The organism is Halomonas sp. KO116 (genome assembly GCF_000734975.2).
GTDB lineage: Bacteria > Pseudomonadota > Gammaproteobacteria > Pseudomonadales > Halomonadaceae > Vreelandella > Vreelandella glaciei.
This window is the reverse complement of record NZ_CP011052.1, coordinates 2,217,306-2,237,884: the sequence shown is the minus strand read 5'-3', so window position 1 is coordinate 2,237,884 and position 20,579 is coordinate 2,217,306. Positions and strand designations below refer to the sequence as shown.

General features: G+C 50.6%; 21 protein-coding genes. 2 read left to right on the top strand and 19 right to left on the bottom strand.

Translation table 11 applies throughout. The annotated features are described in order from the left end of the window. Positions 1 to 82 precede the first annotated feature (82 nt). The 12 genes from pheT to KO116_RS10310 all read right to left on the bottom strand — a co-directional run bounded on the left by pheT (position 83) and on the right by KO116_RS10310 (position 12,100). Positions 83 to 2,464 (bottom strand): phenylalanine--tRNA ligase subunit beta, encoded by a 2,382-nt coding sequence (gene pheT / locus KO116_RS10365; RefSeq protein WP_035555546.1) that lies wholly within the window; start codon positions 2,462 to 2,464, stop codon positions 83 to 85. Between the two features lie 26 nt (positions 2,465 to 2,490). Next, entirely contained in the window at positions 2,491 to 3,510 is a 1,020-nt protein-coding gene (gene pheS / locus KO116_RS10360; protein ID WP_035555543.1) for a phenylalanine--tRNA ligase subunit alpha, read from the bottom strand. A gap of 159 nt (positions 3,511 to 3,669) precedes the next feature. Continuing rightward, positions 3,670 to 4,023 carry a 50S ribosomal protein L20 gene (rplT, locus tag KO116_RS10355; protein ID WP_007114344.1) on the bottom strand — a complete coding sequence of 118 codons (354 nt, stop codon included), beginning with the start codon at positions 4,021 to 4,023 and terminating at the stop codon, positions 3,670 to 3,672. 64 nt (positions 4,024 to 4,087) lie between these two features. After that, entirely contained in the window at positions 4,088 to 4,282 is a 195-nt protein-coding gene (gene rpmI, locus KO116_RS10350; protein WP_007114345.1) for a 50S ribosomal protein L35, read from the bottom strand. Positions 4,283 to 4,363: 81 nt separating this feature from the next. Continuing rightward, the gene (gene infC / locus KO116_RS10345) at positions 4,364 to 4,855 is read right to left on the bottom strand and encodes a translation initiation factor IF-3 (RefSeq protein WP_008957470.1); all 492 of its coding nucleotides are present in this window, start codon (positions 4,853 to 4,855) and stop codon (positions 4,364 to 4,366) included. A 60-nt stretch (positions 4,856 to 4,915) separates the two neighbouring features. After that, on the bottom strand, positions 4,916 to 6,838 hold the full coding sequence (thrS, locus tag KO116_RS10340; protein WP_035555538.1) for a threonine--tRNA ligase: 1,923 nt from the start codon (positions 6,836 to 6,838) through the stop codon (positions 4,916 to 4,918). Positions 6,839 to 7,056: 218 nt separating this feature from the next. Next, positions 7,057 to 7,926 carry an OmpA family protein gene (locus tag KO116_RS10335; RefSeq protein ID WP_035555535.1) on the bottom strand — a complete coding sequence of 290 codons (870 nt, stop codon included), beginning with the start codon at positions 7,924 to 7,926 and terminating at the stop codon, positions 7,057 to 7,059. A gap of 335 nt (positions 7,927 to 8,261) precedes the next feature. Beyond that, on the bottom strand, positions 8,262 to 8,729 hold the full coding sequence (locus KO116_RS10330) for a DUF2489 domain-containing protein (RefSeq protein ID WP_035555533.1): 468 nt from the start codon (positions 8,727 to 8,729) through the stop codon (positions 8,262 to 8,264). Positions 8,730 to 8,852: 123 nt separating this feature from the next. Then, positions 8,853 to 9,770 carry a heme o synthase gene (gene cyoE / locus KO116_RS10325; protein ID WP_035555529.1) on the bottom strand — a complete coding sequence of 306 codons (918 nt, stop codon included), beginning with the start codon at positions 9,768 to 9,770 and terminating at the stop codon, positions 8,853 to 8,855. Between the two features lie 13 nt (positions 9,771 to 9,783). Further along, positions 9,784 to 10,833 (bottom strand): COX15/CtaA family protein, encoded by a 1,050-nt coding sequence (locus KO116_RS10320; RefSeq protein ID WP_035555526.1) that lies wholly within the window; start codon positions 10,831 to 10,833, stop codon positions 9,784 to 9,786. Positions 10,834 to 10,865: 32 nt separating this feature from the next. After that, complete coding sequence (locus tag KO116_RS10315) at positions 10,866 to 11,375, bottom strand: hypothetical protein (protein ID WP_035555523.1); 510 nt, start codon at positions 11,373 to 11,375, stop codon at positions 10,866 to 10,868. A gap of 14 nt (positions 11,376 to 11,389) precedes the next feature. Further along, positions 11,390 to 12,100: an SURF1 family protein gene (locus tag KO116_RS10310; RefSeq protein ID WP_035555520.1), complete on the bottom strand. Its 711-nt coding sequence runs from the start codon at positions 12,098 to 12,100 to the stop codon at positions 11,390 to 11,392. Between KO116_RS10310 and KO116_RS10305 the strand changes: the two genes are divergently transcribed. Continuing rightward, on the top strand, positions 12,099 to 12,290 hold the full coding sequence (locus KO116_RS10305; protein WP_035555517.1) for a DUF2909 domain-containing protein: 192 nt from the start codon (positions 12,099 to 12,101) through the stop codon (positions 12,288 to 12,290). The genes KO116_RS10310 and KO116_RS10305 overlap by 2 nt on opposite strands. 5 nt (positions 12,291 to 12,295) lie before the next feature. Here the strand turns inward: KO116_RS10305 and KO116_RS10300 are convergent, their stop codons facing one another. The 5 genes from KO116_RS10300 to KO116_RS24635 form a co-directional block, all read right to left on the bottom strand. Next, on the bottom strand, positions 12,296 to 13,156 hold the full coding sequence (locus KO116_RS10300; protein WP_035555514.1) for a cytochrome c oxidase subunit 3: 861 nt from the start codon (positions 13,154 to 13,156) through the stop codon (positions 12,296 to 12,298). Continuing rightward, positions 13,153 to 13,788, bottom strand: coding sequence for a cytochrome c oxidase assembly protein (locus KO116_RS10295; RefSeq protein WP_035555511.1), 636 nt, complete (start codon positions 13,786 to 13,788; stop codon positions 13,153 to 13,155). The genes KO116_RS10300 and KO116_RS10295 overlap by 4 nt, the downstream gene beginning before the upstream one ends. Before the next feature lie 41 nt (positions 13,789 to 13,829). Further along, entirely contained in the window at positions 13,830 to 15,464 is a 1,635-nt protein-coding gene (gene ctaD / locus KO116_RS10290; RefSeq protein ID WP_035555494.1) for a cytochrome c oxidase subunit I, read from the bottom strand. Positions 15,465 to 15,512: 48 nt separating this feature from the next. Further along, positions 15,513 to 16,628 carry a cytochrome c oxidase subunit II gene (coxB, locus tag KO116_RS10285; RefSeq protein ID WP_035555491.1) on the bottom strand — a complete coding sequence of 372 codons (1,116 nt, stop codon included), beginning with the start codon at positions 16,626 to 16,628 and terminating at the stop codon, positions 15,513 to 15,515. A 127-nt stretch (positions 16,629 to 16,755) separates the two neighbouring features. Next, positions 16,756 to 16,929, bottom strand: coding sequence for a DUF2970 domain-containing protein (locus KO116_RS24635; protein WP_008957483.1), 174 nt, complete (start codon positions 16,927 to 16,929; stop codon positions 16,756 to 16,758). Between the two features lie 200 nt (positions 16,930 to 17,129). Between KO116_RS24635 and KO116_RS10280 the strand changes: the two genes are divergently transcribed. Continuing rightward, positions 17,130 to 17,342, top strand: coding sequence for a hypothetical protein (locus KO116_RS10280; protein WP_035555488.1), 213 nt, complete (start codon positions 17,130 to 17,132; stop codon positions 17,340 to 17,342). Positions 17,343 to 17,369: 27 nt separating this feature from the next. Here the strand turns inward: KO116_RS10280 and hrpB are convergent, their stop codons facing one another. Beyond that, entirely contained in the window at positions 17,370 to 19,808 is a 2,439-nt protein-coding gene (gene hrpB, locus KO116_RS10275; protein WP_035555485.1) for an ATP-dependent helicase HrpB, read from the bottom strand. A 7-nt stretch (positions 19,809 to 19,815) separates the two neighbouring features. After that, positions 19,816 to 20,478 (bottom strand): TetR family transcriptional regulator C-terminal domain-containing protein, encoded by a 663-nt coding sequence (locus KO116_RS10270; protein ID WP_008957486.1) that lies wholly within the window; start codon positions 20,476 to 20,478, stop codon positions 19,816 to 19,818. Between the last annotated feature and the right edge of the window lie 101 nt (positions 20,479 to 20,579).

Sequence of the window (20,579 nt, the reverse complement as noted above, 5' to 3'; positions counted from 1 at the left end):
TATCAACCGTACAGTAGCAAACGCATTGCCAAGAACGTGATAAGCATCGTGGCGTAGCCTAAGCAATAACTTAAGTTACTTACTAGCCGCGCAGCTCCGCATCCAGCTTGACACGCACTTGTGTCACAATTGAATCGACCAACTGATTGATTTCTTCGTCGTTTAGCGTGCGCGATGGATGCTGCCAGGTCAAGCCCAACGCAATACTCTTATGCCCTTCGGCTACGCCTTTACCTGAATAGACATCGAATAGCTTGATATCCTGCAGATACTCCCCCGCTTGCTGCTTGGCGCAATCGAGTAATGCCTGCACAGGTGTCGACTCATTGAGTATAAATGCCAAATCACGCCGCACCTCTGGAAAGCGAGATAGCGGCTCAAAGGCTGGCACACTGCCTTGGCTTAGCATATCCAAGCGCACTTCAAACAACACAGCATCCATTTTCAGGCCTAGCGTTGCTCGCACTTGCGGGTGCAGCGTACCTATCCAGCCTGCTGGCTCACCGTTATGCAACAGCTGCGCACTTTGCCCAGGATGAAGCGCGGGGTGCTCTGCGGGCTCAAACCGCCAAGTATCGGCTTCGCCACCTAAAGCGATGACGCTTTCTAAATCACCTTTCAGATCATAAAAGTCGACACGGTCTTTTGCGCCACTCCACCCTTCTGCTTCACGCGGGCCACACACCAATGCACCCAGCATCGACACCTGTGACAAAGCATCCAACTCGCCGTTAAATACTAGCCCGGTTTCAAATAAACGCACGCGAGCTTGCTGACGATTGAGGTTGTACTCCATGGCACGAACCAAGCCAGGAAACAAGCTGGCCCGCATCACCGACAAATCAGCCGAGATAGGGTTAGCAAGCACGGGGGATACGGCGTCTGGTAGCAGTGTCGCTTGCAGCTCGGGCGCCACAAAACTGTAGGTAATCGCCTCTTGAAAGCCACGTGCGACCATCTGACGACGCAGCCGCGCCTGCGTGAGCGTCGCTTCGTCTGCAGAACGAAGCGCCAAGCGTGCTGCAGGGCGACGTACCGGCAAATTATTATAGCCATGGATACGTGCCACCTCTTCGATAAGGTCTTCCTCAATGGCCAAATCAAAGCGCCAAGTAGGCGCGGTGACTGCCCAATCAGCACCCTGCATACTGACATCAAGCCCCAGACGCTGAAGAATATCGGTCACATCATCGCTATCGAGAGTCTTGGACAGCGCCTGCTCTAAACGGGCACTGCGCAATAAGATTGAGCGCTCTTCGGGCATATGCTTAACGCTTAGCGCTTCAACAACAGGCCCAGCTTGGCCACCGCAAATGTCAATGAGTAACTGTGTGGCCCGCTCGACCGCAATGGGCGTTAACTGTGGATCAACTCCACGTTCAAAACGATGAGATGCATCAGTATGCAGACCGTAAGAGCGCGCTTGGCCAGCAATAGCAAGCGGCGTAAAGAACGCAGATTCAAGGAAAATAGTCTGAGTGTTTTCGTTAACGCCTGAGTTTTCACCACCCATTACGCCTGCCATCGCTAGCGGGCCGGAATGATCGGCAATGACTAGCGTTCCAGGGCGTAGCGACACCTCATGACCATCAAGCAGCGTTAAACGCTCACCCGGCGTGGCCATGCGAATAACCATGCCACCTTGAAGATTATCGCGGTCAAAAGCATGTAACGGCTGGCCCAACTCAAGCATCACGTAGTTAGTGACATCTACGGCAGGATCAATAGAGCGTACGCCGCTACGACGCAGCCGCTCAACCATCCACAGGGGCGTCTCAGCCTTAATATTGACACCTTTAATAATGCGGCCCATATAGCGAGGGCATTGCTCTGGCGCCTCGACACTAATCGCAAAACTATCGTCAATCTCAGTGGACACCGACGCTATTGCAGGACCACTCACCGCCAGCCTATTAAGCACTCCTACTTCACGCGACAATCCTTTAATGCTTAAGCAATCACCACGATTGGGCGTCAGGTCGACCTCAATGGTCATGTCATTCAGGTGCATGAATTCTCTAAAATCAGCACCCACTGGAGCGGTTGCTGACAATACCAGAATGCCTGGTGACGTCTCTTCTTCAAGCCCCAATTCAGATGCTGAACAAATCATACCCCGTGATTCAACGCCACGCAGTTTGGCTTTTTTTATTTTAAAATCGCCCGGCAAGACACCGCCCACCTGGGCAAAGGGCACTTTCTGCCCAACATCGACATTAGGCGCCCCGCAGACAACCTGGACTGGCTCACCACTGCCGTCATCAACGGTACACACATTGAGCTTATCTGCGTCAGGATGCTTCTCTTTACTCAGCACCTCTGCCACCACGACTTTACTGAATTCGGCTGCAACTGCTTCAACAGCGTCAACTTCCAAGCCCGCCATGGTGATTTGGTCAGCCATGGCCTGTGTATCAAGCTGCGGCGAAACCCATTCACGCAACCACTGTTCTGAAAATTTCATCGTTGATCCTGTATTCGGCGGCGGTCTTAAGCGAATTGACGTAAAAAACGCAGATCGTTTTCAAAGAACAGGCGTAAATCGTTTACGCCGTAGCGCAGCATTGCCAAACGCTCAGCCCCCATTCCGAAGGCAAACCCCGTATAGCGCTCGGTATCAATACCCGAGTGACGGAAGACTTCAGGATGTACCATGCCGCAACCCATCACTTCCAACCAGCCACTATGGGAACATACACGACACCCCGCACCACTACACATCACACACTGAATATCGACCTCGGCCGAGGGCTCAGTGAATGGAAAGTAGGAAGGACGGAACCGGACGGATAGGTCGTCACGTTCAAAAAATGCCTGCAAAAAGTCTTCGATCGTCCCTTTAAGATCGGCAAAGCTGACGCCCTCATCGACCAACAGCCCCTCGACTTGATGAAACATGGGCGTGTGGGTCAGGTCTGAGTCGCTGCGATACACGCGCCCTGGGCAAACAATACGGATAGGCGGCTCACTGCTTTTCATCGTGCGTACTTGCACCGGTGAAGTGTGAGTACGCAGCAGCCGCGTAGCATCAAAATAGAAGGTATCCGCCATGCCACGGGCAGGGTGGTGGGCAGGAATATTGAGCGCTTCAAAATTGTGATAATCGTCTTCAATTTCAGGCCCTACTGCCACATCATAACCAATACGCGTGAACAGACCCTCTATACGCTCAAGCGTACGCGTCACCGGATGTAGCCCCCCCTCGGCCTGGCCACGCCCTGGCAACGTGACATCGATACTCTCAGCGGCCAAACGGGCATTCAGCGCAGCACTTTCAAGCTGCTCACGCTTGGCATCAATTTCATCGGCTAGGGTTCCCTTGGCCTGATTAATACGCTCGCCCGCTGCAGGACGCTCTTCTGCTGACAGCTTCCCCAGGCCTTTCAGCAAGGCAGTTACCTCACCTTTCTTACCTAAGTAGCGTACTCGTAATTCGTCTAGTGCAGCGACACTCTGCGCAGCCTGAATGGCGTCGCGAGCCTCAGACACCAGAGTAGGAAGGTGATCCATCCGTTTCACTCCGAATTAAGCGGTGTCCACCCCTAAGGATGGCGTGGCACGTTGAAGGTAACAAAAAAACAGGGGAAGAGCGGCTGCTCTTCCCCTGGATGGGTCACTCAGAAATGACCTCAGGCACGTTGCATGGGCAATCACCCAATGCAAACTACCTTATTGGGCAGCCTTGGCTTTTTCCACGATGGCAGCAAATGCGGCCTTCTCGTGTACTGCCAAATCGGCCAATACTTTACGGTCGATTTCGATACCGGCTTTCTTGAGGCCGCCAACAAAACGGCTGTAAGACATACCGTTGACACGTGCACCGGCGTTGATACGCTGAATCCATAGCGCACGGAACTGGCGCTTACGGTTGCGACGGTCACGGTAAGCATACTGACCAGCTTTGATAACGGCTTGCTTGGCAACGCGGAAAACGCGTGAACGGGCACCGTAGTAACCTTTAGCAAGCTTCAACACTTTTTTATGGCGACGACGCGCTACTACGCCACGTTTAACTCGAGTCATAACACACTCCTGACTTTAAGGCTGAGGCGAAAAAATTTTGCACTCAGAAAAACGAAAACCCGACTTATAGATTCGGCAGCATACGCTGGATGAGCGCTTTATCAGATGCATGGATCTGCTTCATTCCACGCAGTTGACGCTTACGCTTGGTCGTCTTCTTGGTCAAGATGTGGCTACGGTGAGACTGCTTGTGCTTAAAGCCATTAGCAGTCTTCTTGAAGCGCTTGGCAGCGCCGCTGTTGCTTTTGATTTTCGGCATGAGGAAAACTCCGCTCGATATTTTTTAGAAAACCCAGGGCCGACCACCTGTTTACGGTGGCCCGTTGACATCGCCGTTGGATCACTTCTTTTTCGGGGCAATAATCATGATCATCTGGCGCCCTTCCATTTTCGGGAAAGACTCTACCGCTCCGATCTCTTCCAGGTCTGCCGCAATCCTTTCCATCAGCTTACGACCGATGTCCTGGTGCGCCATTTCACGACCACGGAAGCGCAGTGTGACTTTGCCCTTGTCACCACCTTCCAAAAAGCGCGTCAGGTTTTTAAGCTTGACCTGATAATCGCCTTCGTCGGTGCCAGGACGGAATTTAACTTCCTTAACCTGGATTTGCTTCTGCTTCTTCTTTTGAGCCGCTTTCTGCTTCTTGGTCTCAAAAACGAACTTGCCGTAATCCATAATCTTACAGACGATGGGATCGGCATTCGAAATTTGCACGAGATCTAAGCTTTCAGATTCAGCACGCTCTAACGCTTCGGTGGTGGGCACAACACCCAACTGCTCACCGTCGCTACCAATAAGACGTACTTCTTCTTCGACAATTCGCTCGTTCATTGGTGGGCGTTTATCTGCTGGACGCCCTCGCTGGTTGCTTCTCTTGATCGTTCCGTCTCCTTAGGCAATTGACGATGTCGCCAGGGCTGCTCTCTCGGCAGTATGGCGTTCAATAAATTCATCGACCGTCATTGTACCGAGGTTTTCGCCGCTGCGTGTTCGCACGGCCACTGAGTCAGCTTCGACTTCCTTATCTCCTACCACCAGGAGATAGGGAACTTTCTGTAACGTATGCTCACGGATTTTAAAGCCGATCTTCTCGTTCCTCAAGTCCGCTTTAACACGTAAGTCACTTTTTTGCAGACGGCTCTCCAAATCAAGCGCATATTCACGCTGTGAATCGGTGATAGTCATGACGACTGCCTGCTGTGGCGCAAGCCATAATGGCATAGCGCCTGCATAATGTTCAATCAAGATGCCAATGAAACGCTCCATAGAGCCAACGATAGCACGATGCAACATCACTGGCGGCTTCCGATGCCCCTCTTCAGTCACATATTGGGCACCAAGTCGCTCTGGCATCATAAAGTCGACCTGCATAGTACCCACTTGCCACTCGCGTCCCAGGCAATCTTTCATATGGTATTCAATCTTGGGGCCATAGAACGCGCCTTCGCCAGGAAGTTCCTGCCATTCGACATCACAAGTTTTTAACGCACTACGCAGCGCATCTTCTGCCCGGTCCCAAACCTCATCACTACCAATGCGTTTTTCGGGGCGAAGAGCAATTTTAATAGCAATATCTTCAAAGCCGAAGTCGCTATACACCTTCAACGCTTGACGATGAAAGTCAGTTACTTCTGGCTCAACTTGAGCTTCGGTACAAAAAACATGACCATCGTCTTGAGTAAATGCACGAACGCGCATGATACCGTGTAAAGCGCCTGAAGGCTCGTTCCGGTGGCAACCGCCAAACTCACCAAAACGAACGGGGAGCTCGCGATAGCTACGTAAGCCAGAATTAAATACCTGAACATGACCAGGGCAATTCATAGGCTTGAGGGCATACTCACGCTTTTCTGACTCGGTAAAAAACATTCCGTCTGCGTAGTTATCCCAGTGTCCTGACTTTTTCCAAAGCGATACATCCATTATCTGAGGGCAGCGAATTTCTTGGTAGCCACCCTCTTTATAAACGCCTCGCATATATTGTTCGATCTGCTGCCATAGCGCCCAGCCGTTAGGGTGCCAAAATATCATTCCCGGCGCCTCTTCCTGCATGTGGAAGAGATCCAGCCGACGCGCCAATTTACGGTGATCGCGCTTCTCCGCCTCTTCAAGACGTTTGACGTAAGCCTTAAGCTGTTTCTTGTCGCCCCATGCGGTGCCGTAGATACGCGTCAGCATGGTATTGGCAGCATCGCCACGCCAATAGGCCCCTGCCAGCTTAGTGAGCTTGAAGGCTTTTAAGTGGCGAGTATTAGGCACGTGCGGCCCGCGGCACATGTCGGTGTACTCTTCATGATGATAAAGCCGGATCGTCGCATCATCAGGGATATCGCGAACAATTTCCTGTTTGTAGGGCTCATCACGATGCAAAAAGGTCAGCATTGCCTGGTCACGATCAACATACTCGCGCACCACATCGTACTCACGCTCGATCAGTGACTGCATACGCGCTTCGATAGCTTCCAGGTCTTCCGGTGTAACGGATTGACCAAACTCAATATCGTAGTAGAAACCATCTTCAATAACAGGCCCAATGGCCATTTTGGCCTCGGGGTACATCTGCTTAACCGCATGACCAATGAGGTGAGCGCAGGAGTGGCGAATAATTTCCAGCCCTTCAGCGTCACGGGCAGTAATTATCGCCACCGCTGCGTCCCGCTCAATCAGGTCAGCGGCATCTACCAGCACACCATCGATCTTTCCAGCGATGCAGGCCTTAGCCAAACCAGGGCCAATGGATTCTGCAAGCTGCATAATGGTCAGCGGTGCTTCAAACGTTTTTTGGCTGCCGTCGGGCAGAGTAACAATAGGCATTCATGTTCCTTGAGCGCAGTGGTGATCCATACCAAGGATCACATTTCGCTATCAATGGTCTTGGAGGGTGCAAAAGTCCCACTAAAAACAGCGACAAGATTAGCAGAGTTACCTACCGCTTAAAATAAAAACGGGAGGCATATGCCTCCCGTTTCTGTACCTGTGGATTGCAGTTAACCATTTACAAGTCGTCTACAAACCTCAGAAGATAAGTGAACTTAGTTCCACTCATCCAATTCAACGCGACGGTTCTGGAAGCGACCTTCTTCAGTCTCGTTAGACGCGATCGGCTGCTCTTCACCGTAACCTACTGCACGCATACGGTTAGCTTCTACGCCACGGCTTACCAAGTAGTTAGCAACTGATTGAGCACGCTCTTGTGACAAGTTTTTGTTGTACTCGTCAGAACCGCGTGAATCAGTGTGGCCTTCGATGCTTACGCGAACATCAGGGTTACTGACCAAGCGCTCAGCAACACCGTTCAATACATTCTGAGCATTAGAGGTTAACTGAGCAGAATCAAACTCGAAGTTAACATCTTGCAGAACGACGCTATCCGGGCAACCCAATGCGTTAACTTCTACGCCAGCAGGGGTGTTCGGGCACTGATCACGGTAATCTGGAACACCGTCATTATCGGAATCAAGCGGGCAACCATTAGCGTTAACTTCCACGCCGGCAGGAGTGCCTGGGCACTGATCACGGTAGTCCGGCACGCCGTCACCGTCGGAGTCTAGCGGGCAACCTTCAGCGTCAACAGCAACGCCTGCAGGTACTTCACCATAGCTCGGGCACTGAGGAGCAACCGGTTCAGGAGTACGATCAGCACATAGCAGACCGCCAATGGCCGCACCAGCAGCTGCACCAGTGTAAGCACCGCTCTCTTCATCAGAACTACTGCTGGTGGCATAGCCGATGCTGCCACCGATTAAACTGCCTGCCAAACCACATACTGCAGGATGCTGATACCAGCTACCATCGCTGCTAGCGCTTGATTGGCTGGAGGACTGTGAGGCCGAGCTGGCACAGCCAGATAGACCTACTACCAGTGCGGAACCGATTAGCAAGCCAGTCGTTGATTTTTTCATGCAAGACTCCTTCTTGATCCAATGCTGAAATGGCCATAAGTGACCAAATCTATCCAATGCTTCTTATTGCGAGAGCATCCATTTTTCGCCTGTTCCAGATCGCTACGGTTGGTATCAAGCTACCAGTACGATTAGTGACGTACCAATCACTCAACACCCAAACGATACAGAACGGTGTGCCTATCATTAACGCTTAAGCGCAAGAAGGCAACAATGCCAAGATATCAACTTCTTGCCAATACCGACATCACTCAGCATAGCAAAATTGCCGCAATCGGCACTAAAAATTAGCTTGCTATGCAATTTTGGCGGTTAAAACCGCTCAAAATTAATAGTTAATGCAACGCACTTTTGCCTTTCGCACGCCATTTTAATACTGCTTGAGCAGCTTCCAATACGGATTCGCGTAAATCATTTTCTGCCATCACCCGTTCTTTGTCTTCCTGCATACGCTCTCGAGCAGTCAACTGTTGCCGGGCGGAATGCGTATTTAGATGTTGAGTGCGGCTATAGTGTTCAGCAAAAGCCTTAAATTCAGTTCGTTCCGTTAAGCTAGGATCAATGATTTCAAGTAGAACCTTACACCGCCAAGCCCCTTCAGTGATATCGACCTGCTCCTGAACCAAAGCACTCGCGACATAATCAAGATTTTCTAGACTGTTTTGTTGGGCGCGAGCGTCCTCATCGCGCCGATAAGCTTCTCGACGACTTACCTCTTTGCGCAACGACCATGCGTAGAAACACAGCCCTACAATGACTGCAATCGCTACGGCGAGTAATACCAGCGCTACCGTTGAGCTCATGAAACTCCTCATTAAGCGGATAAATTGCTTGACGAAAATTGTACACCTTTATACCACTATTTTACCAATAGCACCTAGGCTTGCTTCTCCTCTTACTGCATACCTGTCCAACTTGTCTTCGGATCACCAAGCAAGCGCCGCAGCGTAATGATCAAGTAATAGCGCACTGAAAACGCCTAATAAGTAGCGAATTGAGAACCAGAAAGCGCCGATAGGTGCAGTAGCATCGTGACCGCGCCAAACCCGCCAGTTCCAAAACATAAAGCGCGCATTCAGGCTTATCACAATGACTAAATAAAGCACCCCACTCATCCCGATCATTACCGGAAGTAGAGTGGTCAATACCGTTAACCAGCCATACAACCAAATTTGTAGCCGTGTAAACGGAAGACCATGGGTAACAGGCAACATTGGGATGCCTGCTCGTGCATAATCATCACATTTATGAATCGCCAGTGCCCAAAAGTGCGGCGGCGTCCAGGCAAAAATAATCAGCATTAGCAACAGCGGCTCAGAAGATACTTGACCAGTAATGGCAACCCAACCTAGCAATGGTGGTGCCGCGCCAGCCACACCTCCAATAACAATATTTTGGGGCGTAGCCCGCTTTAAAAAAGCAGTATAAATCAATGCATAACCAATCAAAGAAGCAGAGGTTAGCGCAGCTGTTAAAACATTAACCTGCCAAGCTAATAGCGTAACACCTGCAACAGAAAGCAAGCACGCCCAAGACAACGCGATTGTCACGGGTAGCCGTTTACTCGCCACTGGACGACAAGAAGTTCGTGTCATTACCGCATCCAAATGGCGGTCAATAACATGATTAAAAGCAGCTGCACCACAAGAGGCTAAACCGATACCGGCCAAACTAATAATTACTTTCGTCAGTGGTGGTAGGCCTTGGGTTGCCAATGCCATCCCCACGGCAGCACACACTAACATGACAACCACTACTTTAATTTTACAGAGCCCAAGCAATTCTCTCCACCCCCACACCATTGAAGGCAGAGCTGAAGGTAGTGTCATTGTTATATTTCGCATGCGCTCCCCTTCTTTAGTCAGCAATAACGTTGCGATAAAACAGATTAGAGCTCTTTGAAAAAGCGCCAGCTTCATTGTAACGCCAGCACCACCAAGCCCATACCAGACCAACAGAGAGTGCAATGGCCCCTGCCGTATGTAGCAACGCAAGCCATAAAGGCAGCCATAACAATACGTTAGCGACACCTAAAATAGCTTGCAGCATGTATAGAGAAACCACAATCGCTAGAGGTCTAGCGACATTCTGCCAATGCCGATATCGTAACCAAAGCGCAACCAACCCGGCTCCTAACATGAGTGCGCCTAAGCGATGAACAACGTGGATAGCAGTGCGTGCATCAGCATGTAGCTGCCCATGTAAATAATTAGGGCCAACAGTTTGGGTAACATGAAAACCCTCGCTTACATCTAATTCAGGCCACCACTGACCATTACAGGTAGGGAATCCTTGGCAAGCGATGCCTGCATAGTTGCTAGTCACCCACCCACCCAACGCTAACTGCACCACCAGCAAGCATGCCGCAATACCCCAACAGGCATTGGTTCGGCGCGGTTCAGTTATGGATTTTTTACGAGCACGACGTAAGCGTAGGTGTAACCAAAAGAACAGTAGTAATACACTCAGCCCACCCAAAAGGTGGAGAGTGACGACTTGCGGCCAGAGTTGTAGCGTAACCGTGAAAGCACCGAAGGCACCCTGCAATATGATAACAACTAAGAGCGTCAAACTTAGCCGCCATGGGTAACCTGACCGTTGACGCAATGGCCAACCCAGCGCGACAACACTTATTACCGCCAGCCCTAGCAAACTAGCGATGTAGCGATGGGCCATTTCCACCCACGCTTTAAACGGTTCTAACGGCACATCGGGATGGCGCAGGGTGGCATGATCGCTATCGGGGACCAGCAGCTTTCCATAGCAACCTGGCCAATCAGGACAGCCTAAACCAGCATCGACTAACCGTGTCCATGCACCAACCAGCATTACCACTGCGGTAAACAGGGTACCTATTAACGTTAATCGCACTAACCAGCGTAAGCGGCGCTCATAGGAATCGGGCATGATGCTTCCTTAACAACAAAGATTAGTGCGCTTCATAGAGGGTTTACTTTAAAAAGATGCTGTATATCGTCAAGCACGTATTTGGTCGCGACGTTTTCATCAAATGCTAACGCCGGTCGTCCTGTAGGATCGAGCAACCACACTGAGTTTTCTTTCCGCCATGAGGGAAAACGCCGCCATTCACTAGCCACTTCGCCCGGCAATGGTTCAAGCTCCCCGCCGATGCGCAAACGCGTTAATCTTGGCGCCTCGCGTCCTAAAGCACGATGTAGTCGCCACAATTCATCTTGGCGAGTTTCACACTGCAGGGTGCAGTCAAATGCCAGAATCCATTTGTCTTCTTCACTCACGGCAGACGTTGTTAATGGCCATTCATGAAGAGCGGGTAATCCCAGGTCTACATCACCATGTGCCGTATGGCGATCAGGAATACCAATACGGAACTCGACCATTCCCCAGGCAACAACCACGGGAGCCGCGAATATCACAAAGATCAGCATTAATTTGAGCCGCTGGCGCCGGATATATTTAGCTTCCTGCATATTACTCACCCTGCTTATTTTTTATTCAATAACGACTCTTCTTGAGTTGCATCGCAACGCAATTTTCGCCCCCCAAAAAACATTACCACCAGGGCCGCCAGGGCCAGCCCCCACCACTGAAACGCATACCCTATATGTCGGCTGGGCGGCATAACACTGGCCTTCCACCAAGGAATCAGAACGCCATCACCCTCACTAGCATGCAACCAGCCTGCATAGCTAAACGAACCTAGTGAAGCACGCCAAGGTTCAAGACTTAACTGCTGCAACCTGACACCTTCTCTATTTTCTCCATATAGTGGCCCGCCCTCTTGTACTTCCTGCCACTCACCGGTCAACTCAACACTGCCACTTGGAGTAGTGGCTTGGGGTGGGTCACGATGAGGCCCCGTTGCTAAAAAGCCTCGCTGCACCAACCAAAGCTGACCGAAGCTATCACGCAGTGGCGTTAGTACTGCTACCCCTAACCTTCCCTCTACAGTCCGATTATCTAAATAGAGGGTATGCTCTGCCAAGTACTCACCCCGTAGGGTTACCTCTGCTCCTTGGGCTGGCTGCACGGTAGGTTGTACCAATGCAGGTGCCGTTTCGCGAACGGCCAATGCTAATCGCTTGTCATCTGCCCGCTCCCACTGCCATAGTCCTAAATAGGCGCCTAATGCCACCACCAAACTCCAGAAAAAACACCAGCTATAAAAACGCCATTGTCGAGAGGTTTTCATCATGTGGTTACAACTACTCATTGCCGCTGTATTCGTAGCGATGGTTATCAGCCTCGCCATGGGAGCTGGCTTTTTGCTGCGTGATCACTCTTCGTCTCGCCGCTTGCTTGTGTCTCTTAAATGGCGTATCGGACTTGCTTGTTTATTAATGATTCTCATCATATTTGGCTTTTGGTCCGGCCAGCTAGGCTAGGCAATTTATAAAACGTAAACGAAAATAAAGAGTCCAACCCATACCACATCAACGAAATGCCAATACCAACATGAGGCTTCAAAACCAAAATGATTTTCATCGGCAAAATGGCCTTTCACTATTCGTACTAACATGGTGGCAAGAATGATTGTGCCGATAATCACATGCAACCCATGAAAGCCGGTCAATATAAAGAACGTTGCGCCAAAAATACCGGCTTCCAATGTAATACCGTAATGCGCGTAAGCCTCATAATATTCAATGCCTTGAATCATTATAAAGCAGCACCCTAATAGCACGGTACCGGTTAGCCAGTTACGACATGTCCGCCGGTAACCGACTTTTAAAGCCTCATGGGCAACTGTTAGCGTGATACTTGAAGTGATCAAAATTAGCGTATTAACGAGAGGAAGTTGCCAGGGGCTAAAAACTTGTTGAGGGCCAGCAATTGAAGCATCGGGTGGGTTCAGCAGGGGCCATGTAGCAACAAAATCTGGCCACAGTAACGCTGAAACCCCTTTAGCGCCCTCACCACCCAGCCAAGGAAGGGTGAACATCCTTACGTAAAACAACGCCCCAAAAAAAGCGGCGAAAAACATGACTTCTGAAAAAATAAACCAACCCATGCCCCAGCGAAACGAACGATCCATTTGAGCATCGTAAAGCCCACCACGAGACTCACTGATCACATCCCGAAACCATAGCCCCATCACAGCCACTATGCCCAACACGCCTATTAAAACCAGCGGCAGCCCAGTATCGTACACGAGCTTAATGCCGATTCCGGCCATCATTGCACCGAGTGCCACCGAACCGAGAACAGGCCACCGACTACTCGCTGGAACGTAATAGCTACCACTGCTCATATCGTTTCTCCCGCCGCGTTATTGTTCTTTGCTTCGTTTTTGGGATCGTTCTTAACACCGTGATTGATTATATTATTCAGTGAGGCGGTCTGTATCGCACGTTCAATGGGATACAGGGTATACACCAGCGTGATGGTATTAATATCTGCTGGAAGATCTCGCGCCAACTGAAACACTAACGGGATCGTCAAGCGCTCATTACCCTGCAACTGTTGCTCTTCAAAACAGAAACAGCTTACTTTGCGTAAATGGCGCGTTGCATTTGAAGGGGAAACGCTAGGTACTGCCTGCCCCCAACTTTCTTTATGACTATTATTAGTAAACGTAAAGTCGACTTCTGCCGTTTGCCCCGGATGCACGCTCATTTGATGCATTTCAACGCTCATCTGCCACGGTAAGCCTGGACTGCCCCGCGTTATAAATTGCACATTAATGTAACGGGACTCATCTACCTCTTCGTGCACGATACTTTGTGCCGTAGCATCAACCTTGCCATTGATGCCGGTAATTTGACAAAACACGTCATACAACGGAACTAGCGCAAACGCAAAGGCGAACATACCCACTAGCACAGCCATTGTTCTAATAACTGTTCGACGCACGCCTACTTGGTTTTGCTCTCGACTTTCCATAACACCTCTGGGCCTACTGGCCTGTGTGGTTTATGTCATTTTTAATGGGAAGTACGATGAAAAACCGGCGGTGTTTCAAAGGTGTGCAAGGGTGCGGGACAAGGGACTGTCCACTCTAAATCTTCCGCGCCCTCCCAAGCTTTTGCTGGCGCTTTTTTACCTCCCCGAACGCACAGGATGATGCCTAAAACAAATAGCAACTGTGAGGCGCCAAAGAAGAAAGCACCAATACTGGAAAGTAAGTTAAAGTCGGCAAACTGAAGAGCATAATCGGGAATACGGCGCGGCATACCGGCTAACCCAGCGAAATGCATGGGGAAGAAGGTTAGGTTGACACCGATAATCGAAAACCAGAAATGCCACTGGGCAAGCCGTTCGTTAGGGTAATGCCCTGTCCATTTCGGCAACCAATAATAAACACCTGCCATGATGGCAAAGATGGCCCCAGGGACTAACACATAGTGAAAGTGGGCAACGACGAAGTAAGTATCATGATATTGAAAATCCGCAGGCGCGATCGCCAACATTAGCCCTGAAAAGCCACCAATAGTAAACAGCACGACAAAGGCAAGGGCAAATAGCATCGGCGATTCAAAACTGATTGAGCCACGAAACAGCGTAGTGACCCAATTAAACACTTTCACCCCAGTAGGTACGGCAATCAGCATCGTTGTATACATAAAAAACAGCTCTGCTACTAAAGGCATCCCTACCACAAACATATGATGAGCCCAGACCAAAAACGATAGAAACGCAATCGCCGCTGTGGCATAAACCATTGATGCATAACCAAACAACGGTTTTCGTGCAAAAGTTGGTATGATCGCAGAGACAATACCAAAGGCGGGCAGGATCATGATGTACACTTCAGGATGGCCAAACGTCCAGAAGAGATGCTGAAATAGAACTGGGTCGCCCCCACCCGCCGCGTTAAAGAAACTTGTGCCAAAATTAATGTCCATAAGCATCATGGTGATAACTGCCGCTAAAACCGGCATTACCGCGATCAGCAGAAAGGCCGTAATTAACCAGGTCCAGACAAAAAGCGGCATATCCATTAAACGCATGCCCGGTGCACGCATGTTTAAAATAGTTGCGATGATATTAATTGCCCCTAATATCGAACTGATACCCGCAAGGTGTAATGAAAGTATAAAAAAGGTCGTAGAGGGAGGCGCATAGTTGGTCGATAGCGGCGCATAAAAAGTCCAGCCGAAATTTGGACCGCCACCTGGCATCAAAAGAGTTGAAAGCAGTAGCGTAAAGGCAACCGGAAGCAGCCAGAAACTGAAGTTGTTCAATCGAGGTAGCGCCATGTCTGGCGCGCCGATCTGCAGCGGAATCATCCAGTTAGCTAACCCAGTGAATGCCGGCATTACGGCGGCAAACACCATGATCAAACCATGCATCGTGGTCATCTGGTTAAAAAATTCAGGCTGGACTAACTGGAGACCCGGTTGGAAAAGCTCGGCCCTCACCACCAAGGCAAAGATACCGCCAACAAAAAACATTGTTAGTGAGAAAATCAGGTAAAGAGAGCCAATCTCTTTATGATTTGTGGTCAATAACCAGCGTAATATACCTTTCGGCGGCGCAGGATGGGCATGGCTTTGCCCATCGGCGACGGCGGTAGTGCTATGTTGCACATGTGGCTGAGGGGGCAGTTTGGGCGACATGATACTCTCCGAAATATTGTAGTTGTCTAAATAAGTGGCGCATCAGCATTATTGGGCAATTAACTCAGCTACTTCTGAAGGCTGCACCACATCTCCCGTATCGTTACCCCAAGCATTTCGCGTATAAGTTACTACAGCAGCAATTTCCACTGGATTTAAGGTGCTACGAAAAGCTGGCATTGCAGCACCCGAAACACCGTTGATTACTTTATTGAGATGCCAATCCACATCACTAATAAGCTGTTCGTTATTTGCCAGTGCAGGAAAAGCAGGCGGCGAGCCCTGACCTTCGGCTTGATGGCAAGAAGAGCAGATCGATTGATAAATTTCCTGACCGCGTGCTACTAGCTCCTCCATAGCCCATTCACGATCAACGCCCATGGCCTCTTCGGCAGCCGCTTCTTTACGCTCGGCAAGCCAACCATCAAACTCATCTTCTTCCATCGCATGAACCACGACAGGCATAAACCCGTGATTGATACCACATAGCTCAGTGCACTGCCCACGGTAGATACCCGGCTCATTGATCGTTACCCAATTTTCATTGATAAAACCAGGAATCGTGTCTTGTTTGACAGCTAAGTCGGGCACCCACCACGAATGAATAACATCATCAGAGGTCATCAAAAAGCGCACTTTGCGGTTGATGGGTAAAACAAGCGGCTCATCCACTTCTAATAAGTAGTGTTCTCCCCGCGTTTCAGCTCCGCTGATCTGTGTCCGTGGAGTGCTCATATTAGAAGTAAACGCGACGTCCTCGCCCAGATACTCATAGCGCCAGCGCCACTGCTGTCCTGTAATCATAACGTCTAACTCTGCATCTGAAGAGTCGTACATATTTTTTAGCGTTGCGGTAGCAGGGACGGCCATGCCAACCAGAATCAAGACAGGAATAGCCGTCCAAAGCACTTCTACACTGGTGTGCTCATGAAAGTTGGCGGCTTTGGCGCCTTTGGAGTGGCGATAGCGAAACAGGGAGTAAAACATAGCACCAAACACTACGAGGCCGATGACGACACATATCCAAAAAATCGTCATGTGAAGGCCAAAGATATCGGCGCTAACATCGGTTACACCAACAGGCATATTCCAATCATTGGCATTAGCCTGCGACCCGCTCGCAGAAAGGGTAATGACTAACAGCCACCGCCACGCTGATCGCATAGAAACCTCCAGACTTATTGTTGTTATCTCCTGCCTTTAGATGAGAGCAGAACTAAATGAGATATTAGCAGTATAGAAAATATGTTCCATTCGTCACGCTTTGCTTACTTAACGCTATCAACGCTTTTCAGCGGGCAGCAAACGTTGCCAAAACGATAAGCACCAAAACGAACAGCAATGTAATGACTATCCCAGTAACGATGTACGCTGCAGGCTTGCCACTACTAAAGTCTTCCTGTCGCTTTTGGTTACTCTGGACCCCAAGCAAGGCCGCTAATACTGACTTCACCACTGACCACATAAAACCTCCGATTAGGGCTGGTGTGACAACGCACATTGAGGATTCATGGTTAACATTCATTATCATAGACAGACAAAGGTATTACGTTTGGATAAACGGAAAAAATCTAAGCATTTACAGGCAGGTAAATGGCAATCTATAGTTCCGATTATGCGATACTAATTTCCCCCAGGATCAAGCGCCACCCAATGGAGTGACTTATGCTCAAGCGCCACCTCGCCTTACCCATCACACTGTTTGTGATTATTCCACTGCTACTGGCAGGCTGTACGACTTACACTTGGCCGGATGGGTCTCAGGAAACCGTCATCGGCGTGGTGCCTGAAGAAGAGAATCAACGCTATGAGGAAGAACGCGTAGATGGCGTGCGCTATCGCATTCCAGATGAAATCCCGGAAAAGCGCAGCGAGTAATTAGCGAAGTGTAGGTAGCGAAACCGGTCACGCCTTTCGCTTGGTATGCGCGGTAGCGGGTGCTGTCAATGGGTCTTCAGGCCAGGGGTGCTTTGGATAGCGACCGCGCATCTCTTTGCGCACTTCGGGGTAACCCTTTTGCCAAAAACTAACTAAGTCCTGGGTGACTTGCAACGGCCGACGCGCGGGTGAAAGCAGATGGATCATTACGGCAACGGCACCATCAACAACGGTGGGCGTTACCCGCCAGCCAAAGGCCTCTTGCAGTTTCAACGCTAACACAGGCGGCCGCTGGGAAAGACACGGCAAGTAGTCTAAGCCAACCTGTTTGCCGCTAGGCACCTCTAGCGCTAACGGGGTTAACCGCTCGAATTCACTTTGTGCTTCCCAGGTCAGTGAATTGAGCAAATAGCGCTCTAGCGGCAATTTCTCAATTTGACTCAACCGTTTAATACCGATTAGGTAAGGGCCTAGCCAGCTCTCTAATGAGGCTAATAGCACCGGCTCGGACCAGTCGGGCCACTCGTCACCCTGGTACTCGCGAAGTAGCGCCATTCGACCGCGCAACTGCTGTAAATTATCGCCAAATAACTGCTCGGGCCGCTGGCGTAGTGCATTCAATAGCGCCTCTTTCACCGCGTCCTCGGGTAAGTCTGCTAAAAGTCGTTTGGCAATGACGAGGCTGCCGTGTGCTTGCACCTCTTCACCCATTAAACGGCCCTGCTCTTGCGACCACGCGACTCGTGGCTGCCATTGGCGAATACCAGGATATAGCGAAAGCAGCGACTCAAGTGATAACGGTTCGCCTGAGATGATCCGCGCCTGGTCGCCAGCCACGCCATTTAATGCAACGGCGACACCGTAGGCTTGATGCGCCAACGTATCGTTTAACGGCAGTGTAGCGGTTTTGCCATTGGCCAGTCGAAACTTACCAGGCTCTATTAACTGGCCGATGCGTTCTGGGTATGCCAGTGCCAAGAGCGGCCCAAGCGGTTGGAATATGGCCTCATCAAGCACGACCCCTGCTTTCCTAGCAAGCCTAAGGGCTTCGCGCTGCCATTGAGGAAAACGTTTAGGCTGACTGAGCCGGAGTGCTAACGCATCATGCAGCGAGCGCTCTGAGCTGTCACGCTCCTCCAGTAGGGCTGCTAGCCCACAGGCCAGGGAAACAGCATTGAATTCTGCAGCACGTTCCAGCATCACGGCTATTCGCGGTTCGACTGGCCATTGGGCACAGCGACTGCCCAAGGGGGTTAGCCTGTGCTGCTCGTCTAATATACCAAGCTGCACTAAAAGCGCTTGACCACTGCGCCAAGCACTTTCTGGCGGCGGCGTCACCCAACTCAGCTCATGGGGCGATGCTACCCCCCAACACGCCAGCTCAAGCACCAGCGATGAGAGTTCCGCTTGCTGAATTTCTGGTTCACCGTAAGCTGTTAGTGGCTGCTCATGGGCCCAGAGCCGAAAACAGACGCCCTCCCGTTGCCGGCCTGCGCGACCCCGCCGCTGGTCGGCGCTAGCACGGTTGATTCGTCGTGTGGTTAACCACGTTAGGCCCGTGCGCGGCTGAAAAAGCGGCACTCGCTCTAAGCCACCGTCAATCACTACATTGACGCCATCCACCGTAATGCTAGATTCGGTAATCGCAGTGGAGACAATAATACGCTGTTGTGAAGTGTTTGCTGCTAATGCCGCTTGTTGCTGCGCGATACTCATCCTACCGTGCAGCGGTCGTATCGCGAGGTCAGGTAGCGCCCTTTCCAACGCTTGTACTAGCCGATTTATCTCGGCCACGCCCGGCAAGATCACTAATACATCCTGCGTATCAGGCATTAAAAGCGCTTCATTGACTACGCGAAGAGCATGGCTAACACTCTCCTCGCTATTTAAGGAAGGACGATAAAGCATTGTCACCGGATACTGGCGACCATGACACACGATGGTGGGTACCTGCTCCCCTAACACTCGCCTGAGCGCCTTGATGTCCAGCGTTGCCGACATTACCAGCAGGCGTAAATCGTCACGAATACTGCTTTGCACATCCAGCGTAAGCGCCAACCCTACATCGGCGTCTAAACTTCGCTCATGGAATTCATCAAAGATGATCCCGGCCACGCCTTCCAGCAGCGGGTCATCCTGCAGCATGCGAGTAAGCACCCCTTGAGTAACAACTTCTAAGCGAGTTTGCGCGCTAACACAGCTATCGCCGCGCATGCGATAGCCCACTGTCTGACCGACCTTTTCGCCTAACTGCTGAGCCATATAGTTAGCCGCCAATCGCGCGGCGACTCGCCGTGGCTCTAGCAAAAGCAGCTTCTGCCCTTTTACCCAATCGGCCCTAAGCAGAGCAAGCGGGACACGGGTAGTTTTGCCAGCGCCTGGCTGGGCAATCAGCATCAGACGGTTGCTGGTAACCAGGACGTTTTTAACGTGATCAAGATGCTGATCAATCGGCAAATCGCTCATTTAGCACTCACTTTTCCACCAAGTGAGCGTTAGTACTTGCCTGAGTGATTCCGCACCCTTTTAGGATAACGTGCTCAAGAAAGGCTGAAATTGATTCAACATCCTCTTCAGTTAATGCATCTCGGCCTAGAATACCGCTTACCTGAGCGCTATATTCAGTGTAGTGCTGGGTAGCAGACCAAATTAAGAAGATTAGCCACTTGGGATCGACGGTGTCCATTTTACCTTGCGCAGACCACTGGCGAATGATCGCGGCACGAGAAGCCACCCATTCACGCAGTTCACCGGCCAGATAGTCACTCAAGAAGGGAGCGCCGGCTAAAATTTCCGCTGCAAACAGTTTTGAGCCTTCGGGGTAGCGCTGACCAAGCACCATTTTGGCGCGGATAAAATCACTCAGCACAGTCGCTGGATCACTCTCCGGGGTAATATCTTCAAGCACCTTGTTCCAGCGATGCATCATGCGGTTAAGCAGTCGCACATAAAGCGCCTGTTTACTTCCCATGTAGTACAAAATATTAGCCTTAGGGAGACCGGCCCGATCAGCGATCACTTGCAAGCTCGCTCCACGGTAACCGTACTGAGAAAACACTTCTTCAGCGGCCATCAGAATATTTGTCTCAACTTTTTCACGGCTGGGGCTTTCATGAGTGACGGATACAGCGGTCATTTACAATGTCCCTTAATAAGCGTCGGCGGGTAGGCTTGTCGCCCCAAATAGAGGCATTTCGCATAAGCTTGCCCCACTCCCGTGCAGCGATCAAATACTTG

What these genes read in the sequence shown, in the direction of transcription:
- pheT (WP_035555546.1), bottom strand. Translation starts at nt 2,464, where the DNA reads ATGAAATTTTCAGAACAGTGGTTGCGTGAATGGGTTTCGCCGCAGCTT.
- pheS (WP_035555543.1), bottom strand. Translation starts at nt 3,510, where the DNA reads ATGGATCACCTTCCTACTCTGGTGTCTGAGGCTCGCGACGCCATTCAG.
- rplT (WP_007114344.1), bottom strand. Translation starts at nt 4,023, where the DNA reads ATGACTCGAGTTAAACGTGGCGTAGTAGCGCGTCGTCGCCATAAAAAA.
- rpmI (WP_007114345.1), bottom strand. Translation starts at nt 4,282, where the DNA reads ATGCCGAAAATCAAAAGCAACAGCGGCGCTGCCAAGCGCTTCAAGAAG.
- infC (WP_008957470.1), bottom strand. Translation starts at nt 4,855, where the DNA reads ATGAACGAGCGAATTGTCGAAGAAGAAGTACGTCTTATTGGTAGCGAC.
- thrS (WP_035555538.1), bottom strand. Translation starts at nt 6,838, where the DNA reads ATGCCTATTGTTACTCTGCCCGACGGCAGCCAAAAAACGTTTGAAGCA.
- KO116_RS10335 (WP_035555535.1), bottom strand. Translation starts at nt 7,926, where the DNA reads ATGAAAAAATCAACGACTGGCTTGCTAATCGGTTCCGCACTGGTAGTA.
- KO116_RS10330 (WP_035555533.1), bottom strand. Translation starts at nt 8,729, where the DNA reads ATGAGCTCAACGGTAGCGCTGGTATTACTCGCCGTAGCGATTGCAGTC.
- cyoE (WP_035555529.1), bottom strand. Translation starts at nt 9,770, where the DNA reads ATGCGAAATATAACAATGACACTACCTTCAGCTCTGCCTTCAATGGTG.
- KO116_RS10320 (WP_035555526.1), bottom strand. Translation starts at nt 10,833, where the DNA reads ATGCCCGATTCCTATGAGCGCCGCTTACGCTGGTTAGTGCGATTAACG.
- KO116_RS10315 (WP_035555523.1), bottom strand. Translation starts at nt 11,375, where the DNA reads ATGCAGGAAGCTAAATATATCCGGCGCCAGCGGCTCAAATTAATGCTG.
- KO116_RS10305 (WP_035555517.1), top strand. Translation starts at nt 12,099, where the DNA reads ATGTGGTTACAACTACTCATTGCCGCTGTATTCGTAGCGATGGTTATC.
- KO116_RS10310 (WP_035555520.1), bottom strand. Translation starts at nt 12,100, where the DNA reads ATGATGAAAACCTCTCGACAATGGCGTTTTTATAGCTGGTGTTTTTTC.
- KO116_RS10300 (WP_035555514.1), bottom strand. Translation starts at nt 13,156, where the DNA reads ATGAGCAGTGGTAGCTATTACGTTCCAGCGAGTAGTCGGTGGCCTGTT.
- KO116_RS10295 (WP_035555511.1), bottom strand. Translation starts at nt 13,788, where the DNA reads ATGGAAAGTCGAGAGCAAAACCAAGTAGGCGTGCGTCGAACAGTTATT.
- ctaD (WP_035555494.1), bottom strand. Translation starts at nt 15,464, where the DNA reads ATGTCGCCCAAACTGCCCCCTCAGCCACATGTGCAACATAGCACTACC.
- coxB (WP_035555491.1), bottom strand. Translation starts at nt 16,628, where the DNA reads ATGCGATCAGCGTGGCGGTGGCTGTTAGTCATTACCCTTTCTGCGAGC.
- KO116_RS24635 (WP_008957483.1), bottom strand. Translation starts at nt 16,929, where the DNA reads ATGTGGTCAGTGGTGAAGTCAGTATTAGCGGCCTTGCTTGGGGTCCAG.
- KO116_RS10280 (WP_035555488.1), top strand. Translation starts at nt 17,130, where the DNA reads ATGCTCAAGCGCCACCTCGCCTTACCCATCACACTGTTTGTGATTATT.
- hrpB (WP_035555485.1), bottom strand. Translation starts at nt 19,808, where the DNA reads ATGAGCGATTTGCCGATTGATCAGCATCTTGATCACGTTAAAAACGTC.
- KO116_RS10270 (WP_008957486.1), bottom strand. Translation starts at nt 20,478, where the DNA reads ATGACCGCTGTATCCGTCACTCATGAAAGCCCCAGCCGTGAAAAAGTT.